This is a genomic window from uncultured Chryseobacterium sp. (assembly GCF_913776365.1).
GTDB lineage: Bacteria > Bacteroidota > Bacteroidia > Flavobacteriales > Weeksellaceae > Chryseobacterium.
The window spans coordinates 1-8,102 of record NZ_CAJYMO010000274.1 but is presented as its reverse complement, the minus strand read 5'-3'; the positions used below and the strand labels follow the sequence as shown (position 1 = coordinate 8,102).

The window sequence follows — 8,102 nt, the reverse complement described above, 5'->3', positions numbered from 1 at the left end:
AAATGTAACAATGTATCAATGTAACAATGTAACAGTGTCATATTCTAATGATTGATAAACTGTTACATTGATACATTGGTATATTAACTTATTTTGTTCTGTTTTCCTCGATGTATTTTGCCATCGTATCGATGGAAGTAAAGATTTCTTTTCCTTTCTTGGGATCGGCGAGTTTAATTCCGTATTCCTTATCCAGAAGAACGATCAGTTCAAGTGCGTCGATGGAGTCAAGACCCAGCCCGCCTCCGAAAAGCGGATCGGTATCCTGGATTTCCTCTACGGCAATATCTTCAAGATTAAGGACTTCGATGATTTTGTGTTTTAATTCTTCTCTTAAGTTTTCCATAAAAATTATTTTAATGTACCAATCCAGCAGTCTACCAATTTACCAATGGATGACTACAAATCATTGTTACATTGTTATATCGTTAAATTGTTATATTAGTTGGTCAGCAAATATACAAAAGCTTTGTAACTTTCCTGATATAGTTCTACCCAGCCGCACAGGACACGGTCGGCCTTCCCTGAATGCAAAATCTGTGCTGAATAAGTGTTGAGAAAATCTTCGTCAAATTCATCCAGGACGAAAAAGGCATTCTCGGTCTGCATCCTGTGGCGGATGCTGATTTCACCGACACAGATATTGGGTAAGGTATACACAAATACGGCCGGGCTGGGAAAATAGTTTTCTTCTGAATTGATGCTCTGCTGGTATCTGAAATCCGTATCCAGGCTGGAGGACCTGTTGGCAAAGACCAGCGCGGTACGGCTGTGGTCTTCATCCTTTAAAATCATTTCAGAGGCCAGGAAAGCAAGTTTGCTCAGGTTGTCCATTTTATGAAATTTAGGATAACCCAGTTCCAGGCTTTTATAAGCTTCTTTGGCGAAATCTGAAAAATTGGCAGCAGGAGATTCAAAAACAATTTCGGTATTCAGCATAATTTTTGAATTTTCGATGAGGCAGGTATCTGTTTTCTTCATGAATATATTTAAAAAAGAGATTAAGGCTTTCGCTCCGGATTATGATGAGTGTTGAAAACCGATAGTATAACTAATTTATCATCGATCACATCAAAAATAATGATATAAGGAAATTGCGGATATAAGCCTCTCTGTATTCATTCCTTCGCTTTTATTTCTTCCCAGGTAAATGATTTTGCTTCTCCACTGATGTATTTTTCTTTTCTCTTATCAAGTTTTTCATAGAACCATTCTGGAACAGGCGGTTGGTCTTTTTCCTGCTCTTCAGTATCCATAATCCCATTGAAAATACGCAGGATCCTTTCATCCCCGGTATCAATGAACCCGTGAATTCTTTTCCTGATTTCTAAAGTAGATTCCATTTTTTAAACTTAAGTCCATCAAAAATACAAAATTATTATCTATATTTTTTCTAAAAACAAGGTGTGTCTGATGCCCTTACCGGGAAGTTCTTATACAAATATCTTATCTACCTCTGCCTGTACTTCAGGAAAAAGGGATGAGGTTAAAATCCGGCCTTCAGATATGGGCTTAAGGCCGATATATCCGTCATCTTTCAAAACAAAGATATTAATGGATTTTTCTTCCGGGTAAACCAGCCGGTATTCCTGTACACCGGCTTCCTGATAAAGATCGAACTTATAATCCATTTCCTTTTTGGAATTGCCGGGAAGATAAGATTTCAATGACCAGATCAGGAGCACCGGTGCATTTTTTACCGTCTGCAATTTTTTCGTAATCGCAGATGACGCAAAGATCCGGCTGTACCACGGTAAAAATGTCATTTTCTTCTGAAGGTTTTTCTTATCGGGAAGCAAAACGTCCAATGGAGCATAGAAAACTTTGCAGGGTTCACCGAAAAAATAATGATCGAGAACTTTGTTGATATTCCTGGAAATATTCTGATGACTGATACTTGGTGCAGGGCTCATTCTGAAAATTTTTCCTTTAATAAGCTCTACTCTTTCCTTGAATTTCCATAAAAGGTATTCCTTGTAAGTATAGGTCTTCTCTGAATCTAAATCATTGATATCCGTGACAAAATGTTCCATACAGCAGAATTGGTTTGATAATAAATTAATGATATTTTACCAATCTTAATTCAGTGTCTTTTCCAAAACAACAGCCGCATTACAGCCGCCGAATCCGGAAGCGGTCTTCAGAATATACCTGATGTCGGCGGTCTTGTTTTCCTTAATGATATTGAGGGGCTGCGAGGTGCCGGGATCTTTAAAATTTTTAGACGGAATCAGCATGTTTTTCAGGGCGCTTTCCATGGCCATGATGCTTTCGAGCAGCCCGGAAGCGCCCAGGGTATGGCCGTAATATCCCTTCATGCTGTTCAGGGGGATATGCTGCATGTCCATCCTGTGAAAAGCGATGCATTCCATCTCATCATTATAGAGTGTAGCGGTACCGTGGGCTGAAATAAAGTCGATATCTTCCGAAGAAACCTGAGCTTCGTCCATCGCATTGCGGATGCTGGCGAACAATCCGTCGCCTGTTCTGGAAGGCCCGGAAATATGGTTCGCATCATTTATCGCGGAATCGCCTGACACTTTAAAACTGAATTGTTCATTCCCGTCCGGTTCTGAAGTCATGTAAACGGCGGCGGCGGCCTCACCAAGGTTGATTCCGTTGCGGTTTTTATCATAAGGCCTGCATGGGCCGTCTGCAAGCGCCTGGAAGGAATTGAAGCCGGAAAGCACAAATTCCGAAACCTCGTCACCGGCAATGACGAATGCATCTTTGTATTTTCCTGTCCGGATCATATTTTTGGCTACGGCGATGGCCATCACTCCGGAAACACAGGCATTGGAGACAACGACCGGTTTAGTTTTGAAACCAAAAAAAGCAGCGATCTTCTGAGCCATGCCGGAAAGAAAAACCCCTTCGGGTAATGCAGGCTGGTTCTTTAAAAGACTGATATTTCCTTTTGTTGTAGATACGATAAGCGCTGTGTTTTCTGAAATTGTATGTCTTTCCGCCAGAGGTTTAAGGCTGAGCAGCAACATTTTTTCCAGCCGGGAGGCATGCTGTCCGGGGAACTGCTTTTCAAATTCGGCTTTCAGCCGTTCATTACTGATGGCCGAAACATAGAAAGCTTCCCGGCTGTCCGCAGGCTGCGTAAAGCATACACCGGATTTTCCTTCGGCCAGGGCCCTCCAATTGGATTCTGCATCGAACCCCAATGGGGTAATGCAGTTGTAACCGCTGATATAAACATCCTTTCTCACGGTAGTCCCATTTTATCTTTCCAGTCCTGGAAAAACACAGGATTGTATAAACACAAATTATTGTCAGCATCCAGGAAGACCTGAATGGTTTCTCCTGAACAGACCAGTTTATTGTCTTTGTTAAAAAGCTCGTACCGGTACATCAGCTTTGCTGCCGTGGAATTGATAAAAGTAGTGACAATTCTGAAGGTTTCCCCGTATCTGAGAGGAAGAAAATGTTCACAGGTGCTTTTCACGATAGGCGTCACATAGCCTGCTGCCTGGATATCGAGATACGTCAGGCCATGTTCCCTTCCGAAAGCTTCTCTTCCGTCTTCGAAATAAACGATGTAATGGCCGTGCCATACGATTCCCAGCGGATCGGTTTCATTGAACCGTACCCGTACTTCTTCGGTACAGCTGATGAGGTTTTCTTTAGACTCCATATGGTTTCTCTTCGATAAATAAAGCTGCCCGCAGACAGCAAGGATATGCATTATACATTATGGAGCTTACGTTCATAAAATAATGAAACAAGCACCATCACAATATAAAATAAAAATAAGAAAATGAGTTCTTTGGCAATGCCGCCGATGCTGCTGTTGCGCAGGATAATGTCATAATAAGCATTCAGTCCCCAGTTCATCGGGGAGAAGCCGGCAATGGTCTGCATAAATTCAGGCATCAGGAAGACCGGAACCCAGATTCCACCTATGGCAGCCAGGACAACGACAGAAGTTGCACCGAACGGGGCCGACTGTTCCTGGGTGTCTGCCACCGTACCCAGCAGAACACCAAAGCCGATGGCGGCGAGCCCTGCAAATACCGTTACCACAATAAGCGGGAACATTTTCCCGGTAACGTCAAACTGAGGAAGATCCATATAAGGGAAAAGGTAAATCCCAACGGCCACCATCAGCAGGAACTGGATCACACAGATGATAAGATAGGTGAAGGTCTTGCCTAAAATATGGACAAAGTAAGGCGTTGGGCTGATTCTGGCCCTGACACTGGTTCCCTGGCTCTTCTCTTTTACAAGATTGATGGATAACGGGACTACAATGAAGAAAATGGCAAACAGCGCCCAGGCAGGAACATTGTGCTGAACAGAATTCGGCAGCGTCTCTTTTATGCCCTTTTTCGGAGTGATTTCCTTAAACCCGATCAGGCTTTTGCTCTTTCCCAAATCTTCAGTGGTTCCCAGCTGTTCCTGAAAGGCTTTGTAAATTTTCTTGTTTTCGATTTCAAAAACCATTTTATTGATGGAGTTCATCACATTGTTCTTGAACGCGATATTGGTGGCGGGATCGAAATAAAGATGGATGTCTTTTGCCTTCGAAACCTTTTCCGGAACCGGGGCGGTTTCCGTTTCCACGCCAAAAGAACTTACAATGGCCTGCACCTTGGATTCTACGTTGGAATCGATATCTTTCGTCAGGTCTGCCGGAATTACGATCGCCATCTGGTAATCTCCTGAAAATACGGCTTTTTCTGCAGAGGTTTCGTTGTAGTTTGTCAGCAGATCGAAGGTTTTGCTGTTTTCGAGTTCCTGACGGATGCTTTTTGAAACTTCAGACCGGTCATTATCGATGAAGATCACCGGAATTCTGGTGCCTTCCAGGTTTTTGAAGGTGGAATCCTGAATCAGGGTAATGGTAATGATCAGCAGCAGCGGCATCACGAAAATAATGACGATTCCCCCGATATCCCTTCTCAGCAGAAGGATTTCCTTAATAAAGCTTCTCCACAATTTATACAACATCCCGCAGTTCTTTTCCGGTTAATGAAATAAAGACATCCTCAAGGTTTTCGGCATGGGATACTTTCTCAACGAGTTCCTCCGGTGTTCCCGTAGCATGGATTTTCCCGTGGTCGATGATAGCGATCCTGGTACAGAATTCTTCAGCTTCCGAAAGATGGTGGGAAGTGTAGATGATACACGTACCGTTCTTATTCAGTTCCTGAAGGAAATCGATAATCACTTTTTTAGATTGTACATCCACACCAACGGTAGGCTCATCCAGAAAAAGCACCTTCGGATGATGAAGGGTTCCTGCAATAAGGTTGCAGCGCCGTTTCATACCTCCGGAAAACTGCTCTACTTTTTTATCGGCAAATTTAGACAGGCCCATGATCTCCAGGGATTCTTCGATGGCCGTTTTGAGTTTTTTATGGCTCAGGCCATACAGGCTCCCGAAGAACATCAGGTTCTCCCTTGCCGTCAAAGTGGGATAAAGTGCATATTCCTGCGGAACAATCCCGATAATCTGCCGTAACCTGGATCCGTCTTTCTGAGGAGAAAGTCCGTTGATCTTAAAGGATCCGGAAGTGGGTTTGATCAGCCCGGAAAGCATGGAAATCAGGGTGGTCTTTCCGGCACCGTTAGGTCCCAGGATTCCGTAAATTTCATTGCGGTCTATATTCAGGGAGATGTCATTTACAGAAAATTCTTCTGCGTTTTTGTATTTCTTATAGAGATTTCTGATTTCAATAATATACCTGTCCATCATCAGATCGCTTTTTTCAGTTTTTTGTAAAAAGCTTCTTCCAGATCGGCAATATGGAGCATGGATTTCGAAAGCTCATTGTAGATGTCACTTTTCGAGTTCCTGTTTTTATAGACCCGGGCGATATCCACCGCAAAATCCCTCCAAAGGTCACCGATGGCGGTAATTTCTTTAGAAAGATCCTTCAGTTGGCTGTTGTTCAGGATAACGGCTGCTTCCTGGAGGAAAGCTCCGTAGATGAACCTGAATCCGCCGCCGCCGGTCCCGATTTCTTCCTGCATCCTGATCAGCTGCCCCAGATAATGATTAGTGGTTTTAGAACCTTTTTTCTCTGCCCATTTCGGGATGCTTTTGGCGACCCAGCGGATGGCTTTCACCCCTACGATGGGAACCGGGGCCAGCATATTTTTGCAGGTATCCCTGATCCCTTTTTTTATGGCTTCTTCCAGATTTACATTTTCAGGGATAAAGGTAGGATAGTACATATGGCCTTTCGGCGGTAATGCACCCTTCGCATACCGGACTTTCTCCAGTTCAGCTTCTGAGAGCGTGGTAACATAGTCCATCACCGGATCGCTGATGAGAAATTTCCCGTTTTCTTTTCCGTATACCACGAGATTGTGGGCGTTGAAATGGAATTTATATTCTTCAGGGAAATAAGTAAGGTTGAAAACGCCTACCTGCAGTCCTGTCGGAATATTATTTTCAAGGTTTCTTTCCAGGGCTCTCTGGGCTTCTCCCGGATCGGAAAATTTTATCCTTTTAATTTTAATACCGAGCCTTTTGGCTGCCTTGCTGAAAATAGCACCGGGCATCGGCCGGTAACTGAATCCGGGAGCGAAATTGACTTTCAGAAAAGGAAGGTATACAAAAAAAAGTCCGGACCCGATGCCGAAAATCATAGGTTCACTGAGTTTCAGGCCTTTGTTAAGCAGTAAATTGGAGGCAACACCGTTCTCGCAGTGAGCGGTCTGGTGGTGTTCAAAATTAAGTTTCATTCGCGCAACTTATTGGTTCTTTACATAACAGACGGAAACCCTGTGTTTCATCTGCCGTTTTTATCTTTTTACCGTGGGAAAGACCGGTGATTTTATTATATTTGATGCTCAGGAATTCCTGAAGAAATCTTCTTACTTTCCGCTGAAATTTTTTAATTCATCCACTGAAATACCGAAAGCACCGGCATATTTTTTCAGTACGGATTCGCTTAGTGTCCGGAATATTTTTGGTTTGGTATGCCTTTTCACGCGCCATTGCCATATTCCGGCATAGGCAGCCAGTACCTGCATATCCATTTTATTAAGCTCCATAAAATAGACGATGGGGCTTGCCTGGCCCCGGGCTACCTGCTGCCTGGCGTCTTCAATCCTTTCACTGATCAGTTCCATGGATTCTTCCAGGGCTGCTTTTTTGGCATCCCAGCCGATACTGTTGGCCGTAGTGTAATTATCATTTTCATCCGTTACATACAGGACTTCGGTCATATTAGCCGATTTCAGGTTGCTTTCGTCCTGGGGAAGGTCTTGTTTTTTCATGGGTTCAGTGTTTTATTTCCTGGATAAAAAGATTGATTTCTGCGCGGATCAGCAGCTCATCCCCGTTGAAGGTTTCACAAAAAATATGGCAGATGTTCTCGAACTGCGAAATCAGGGATGCTCTGGAAATAATGGTATCCCCGACTTTGGGCAACCCGGATATTTCAATTTTTTTGATATTGGTAATGAAGCCGATCACTTTCGTATCGGCTTCAGGTTTCTCAAAGAAACTTTGCCCGAGAATGGAAGAGCAGGTCTGGGCTGCATTTTCAATCAGGCCGGCCTCGGCAAACTCATGGTTATGGACAAAGATGTTATCCGGGGAAATAACAAAGGAGGTGACCACTTTTTCCGGGGTTAATTCCAGGATATAATCCGTCATCAGCATCGGCTCACGGTGCGGGAGAAAGTGATGAATATTAATGATGTTATCTTCCCTGATTTCCATTTTTTTTCTTTTTATGTCCGTAGGCAGCCGGATGATCCAACTGTTATTTTACTACCGTTTTCATCTGTGCAGTGGCAATTACCTGTCCGTTTAACTTCGTTACGGCATCCACTAGCGTTACACCCATGACCTCATTCAGGATCTTCACTTCCGTTTCCAGAACATCTCCTGCTTCAGGTAACCGGACGGCCTCAAAAGATTTGATGGCTCCGATATAACCCGTTGGGGCTTCTTTCCCCAACAGGTAAAAAGAGTACCCGGTATGAAGGGCTACGCTTTGTGCCTGGTGCTCAATAAGGCCTGAAGCCTGGAAAACATGATTATGGACAAAGATATTATCTTCTCCGATTTCAAGTCCTGCAATCAGGTGGGAATCCGAATATCCGGAAATGCTGTTGACCATCACGAAAGGAAA

Annotated in this window: 12 protein-coding genes; all 12 read right to left on the bottom strand. The window is 43.6% G+C overall.

The genetic code is table 11. The annotated features are described in order from the left end of the window. Nucleotides 1–88: 88 nt before the first annotated feature. On the bottom strand, nucleotides 89–346 hold the full coding sequence (locus tag QZ735_RS14410; RefSeq protein ID WP_294249708.1) for a phosphopantetheine-binding protein: 258 nt from the start codon (nucleotides 344–346) through the stop codon (nucleotides 89–91). A 95-nt stretch (nucleotides 347–441) separates the two neighbouring features. Then, nucleotides 442–981, bottom strand: a complete 540-nt coding sequence (locus tag QZ735_RS14405) for a 3-oxoacyl-ACP synthase (RefSeq protein ID WP_294249705.1) — start codon at nucleotides 979–981, stop codon at nucleotides 442–444. A gap of 137 nt (nucleotides 982–1,118) precedes the next feature. Further along, nucleotides 1,119–1,343, bottom strand: coding sequence for an addiction module protein (locus tag QZ735_RS14400; RefSeq protein ID WP_294249703.1), 225 nt, complete (start codon nucleotides 1,341–1,343; stop codon nucleotides 1,119–1,121). Between the two features lie 90 nt (nucleotides 1,344–1,433). After that, entirely contained in the window at nucleotides 1,434–2,033 is a 600-nt protein-coding gene (locus QZ735_RS14395) for a Uma2 family endonuclease (RefSeq protein WP_367117855.1), read from the bottom strand. A 45-nt stretch (nucleotides 2,034–2,078) separates the two neighbouring features. Beyond that, on the bottom strand, nucleotides 2,079–3,218 hold the full coding sequence (locus tag QZ735_RS14390; protein ID WP_294249701.1) for a beta-ketoacyl synthase N-terminal-like domain-containing protein: 1,140 nt from the start codon (nucleotides 3,216–3,218) through the stop codon (nucleotides 2,079–2,081). After that, nucleotides 3,215–3,643 (bottom strand): thioesterase family protein, encoded by a 429-nt coding sequence (locus QZ735_RS14385; RefSeq protein ID WP_294249699.1) that lies wholly within the window; start codon nucleotides 3,641–3,643, stop codon nucleotides 3,215–3,217. The genes QZ735_RS14390 and QZ735_RS14385 overlap by 4 nt, the downstream gene beginning before the upstream one ends. 50 nt (nucleotides 3,644–3,693) lie before the next feature. Continuing rightward, nucleotides 3,694–4,959 (bottom strand): ABC transporter permease, encoded by a 1,266-nt coding sequence (locus tag QZ735_RS14380; protein ID WP_294249697.1) that lies wholly within the window; start codon nucleotides 4,957–4,959, stop codon nucleotides 3,694–3,696. Then, nucleotides 4,949–5,704 carry an ABC transporter ATP-binding protein gene (locus QZ735_RS14375; RefSeq protein ID WP_294249710.1) on the bottom strand — a complete coding sequence of 252 codons (756 nt, stop codon included), beginning with the start codon at nucleotides 5,702–5,704 and terminating at the stop codon, nucleotides 4,949–4,951. The genes QZ735_RS14380 and QZ735_RS14375 overlap by 11 nt, the downstream gene beginning before the upstream one ends. Nucleotides 5,705–5,706: 2 nt before the next feature. Beyond that, nucleotides 5,707–6,702, bottom strand: coding sequence for a BtrH N-terminal domain-containing protein (locus QZ735_RS14370; RefSeq protein ID WP_294249696.1), 996 nt, complete (start codon nucleotides 6,700–6,702; stop codon nucleotides 5,707–5,709). A gap of 132 nt (nucleotides 6,703–6,834) precedes the next feature. Further along, nucleotides 6,835–7,239, bottom strand: a complete 405-nt coding sequence (locus QZ735_RS14365) for a hypothetical protein (protein WP_294249694.1) — start codon at nucleotides 7,237–7,239, stop codon at nucleotides 6,835–6,837. Between the two features lie 4 nt (nucleotides 7,240–7,243). Beyond that, nucleotides 7,244–7,687, bottom strand: a complete 444-nt coding sequence (locus QZ735_RS14360; RefSeq protein ID WP_294249692.1) for an ABC transporter permease — start codon at nucleotides 7,685–7,687, stop codon at nucleotides 7,244–7,246. 43 nt (nucleotides 7,688–7,730) lie between these two features. Next, on the bottom strand, nucleotides 7,731–8,102 hold a 372-nt coding region (locus QZ735_RS14355), incomplete at its 5' end, for a hypothetical protein (protein WP_294249691.1).

Coding starts and splice junctions, on each gene's coding strand:
- QZ735_RS14395 (WP_367117855.1), bottom strand. CDS start 2,033: ATGGAACATTTTGTCACGGATATCAATGATTTAGATTCAGAGAAGACC.
- QZ735_RS14385 (WP_294249699.1), bottom strand. CDS start 3,643: ATGGAGTCTAAAGAAAACCTCATCAGCTGTACCGAAGAAGTACGGGTA.
- QZ735_RS14410 (WP_294249708.1), bottom strand. CDS start 346: ATGGAAAACTTAAGAGAAGAATTAAAACACAAAATCATCGAAGTCCTT.
- QZ735_RS14405 (WP_294249705.1), bottom strand. CDS start 981: ATGAAGAAAACAGATACCTGCCTCATCGAAAATTCAAAAATTATGCTG.
- QZ735_RS14400 (WP_294249703.1), bottom strand. CDS start 1,343: ATGGAATCTACTTTAGAAATCAGGAAAAGAATTCACGGGTTCATTGAT.
- QZ735_RS14365 (WP_294249694.1), bottom strand. CDS start 7,239: ATGAAAAAACAAGACCTTCCCCAGGACGAAAGCAACCTGAAATCGGCT.
- QZ735_RS14360 (WP_294249692.1), bottom strand. CDS start 7,687: ATGGAAATCAGGGAAGATAACATCATTAATATTCATCACTTTCTCCCG.
- QZ735_RS14380 (WP_294249697.1), bottom strand. CDS start 4,959: ATGTTGTATAAATTGTGGAGAAGCTTTATTAAGGAAATCCTTCTGCTG.
- QZ735_RS14375 (WP_294249710.1), bottom strand. CDS start 5,704: ATGGACAGGTATATTATTGAAATCAGAAATCTCTATAAGAAATACAAA.
- QZ735_RS14370 (WP_294249696.1), bottom strand. CDS start 6,702: ATGAAACTTAATTTTGAACACCACCAGACCGCTCACTGCGAGAACGGT.